We start from the raw sequence: 1185 nt of genomic DNA, 5'->3' as shown, positions 1-1185 counted from the left end.
CGGCGGGCCGGACCGGGAGATGATCTCCGAGTCCACCGAGTCGGATCACGTGGGGATCCCGGAGGTGTCCGCGGTGATGCCGCTGCCGGCCGGCGCGGTGATCAGCACCGACGGCCCGACCGGACTCCCCCAGGTGACCCCCGACGAGTCCTGCGACCCGCTGCCGAGCCTGCGCCCGGACGACGCCCCGCCCGAGGAGCGCGTCCCCCGCATCAGGCAGCGGGGGCGGCTGATCGTGGGGCTGGACCAGGGCTCCAACCTGTTCTCCTTCCGTGACCCGGGCACGGGGCAGCTCACCGGCTTCGACGTGGACCTGGCCCGCGAGATCGCCCGGGACATCTTCGGCGATCCCGGCCAGGTCGAGTTCCGTTCCCTGACCTCGGTCAACCGGATCGAGGCGTTGGAGAACAACCAGGTCGACGTGGTGATCCGGTCGATGTCCATCACGTGCGCGCGGCGCGAGCTGATCACCTTCTCGGTGCCGTACTACCAGGCCTACCAGCGCGTGCTGGCGGTGCGGGGCTCCGGGATAACCGAGATCGAACACCTCGAGGGCCGACGGGTGTGCGTGGCGGCCGGCACCACCTCGGCCTCCCGACTGTGGGAGGAGCTGCAGCGGCTCACGGTGCTGTCGGTCAACACGTGGGCCGACTGCCTGGTGGCCATCCAGCAGAACCAGGTGGACGCCATCACCACGGACGACGCGATCCTGGTGGGCATCACCGCCCAGGATCCGTACCTGGAGATCGTCGGGCCGCAGCTCAACGCGGAGCCGTACGGGGTGGGCATCGCCAAGTCGACCCCCGGCAACAACACCGACGGGCTGGTCCGGCAGGTCAACTCGACCCTCGAGCGGATCCGGGCCGACGGCACGTGGAACCGCATGTACTCCACGTGGCTCTCCGGGCTCGGCCCGAGCCCCGGGATGCCCGAACCGGCCTACGTGCCGGAGGAGCCGAGATGAGCTACCGGAAATGGGATGACGGGCCCACGGTCGACGAGCCGACCGCGGGGACCGAGGCCACGTTCCGCCCCGAGCCGGGGTCGGTCACCGGTGCACTCGAGGTGACGGGCGCGGCGGGGCACACGGAGGCGGTGGGGCACACGGAGACGCGGGGGCACACAGAGGCGTCATGGGACGGCGAGGCGACGGAGGCCACGTCGGCGGTCGCCGCCACCGGCGCG

Annotated in this window: 2 protein-coding genes; both read left to right on the top strand. The window is 71.6% G+C overall.

The features are described 5' to 3' along the window. Positions 1-19 precede the first annotated feature (19 nt). Positions 20-964, top strand: coding sequence for a glutamate ABC transporter substrate-binding protein (locus G6020_RS11545; RefSeq protein WP_182610732.1), 945 nt, complete (start codon positions 20-22; stop codon positions 962-964). Then, positions 961-1185, top strand: a 225-nt coding sequence (locus G6020_RS11540) for a hypothetical protein (protein ID WP_182610731.1), incomplete at its 3' end; no start/stop codon positions are given. The genes G6020_RS11545 and G6020_RS11540, both read left to right, overlap by 4 nt.

The organism is Dietzia sp. B19, assembly GCF_014145155.1.
Classification (GTDB): Bacteria; Actinomycetota; Actinomycetes; order Mycobacteriales; family Mycobacteriaceae; genus Dietzia; species Dietzia natronolimnaea.
This window is presented reverse-complemented; position numbering and strand designations above follow the sequence as displayed.

Coding starts and splice junctions, on each gene's coding strand:
- G6020_RS11545 (WP_182610732.1), top strand. CDS start 20: ATGATCTCCGAGTCCACCGAGTCGGATCACGTGGGGATCCCGGAGGTG.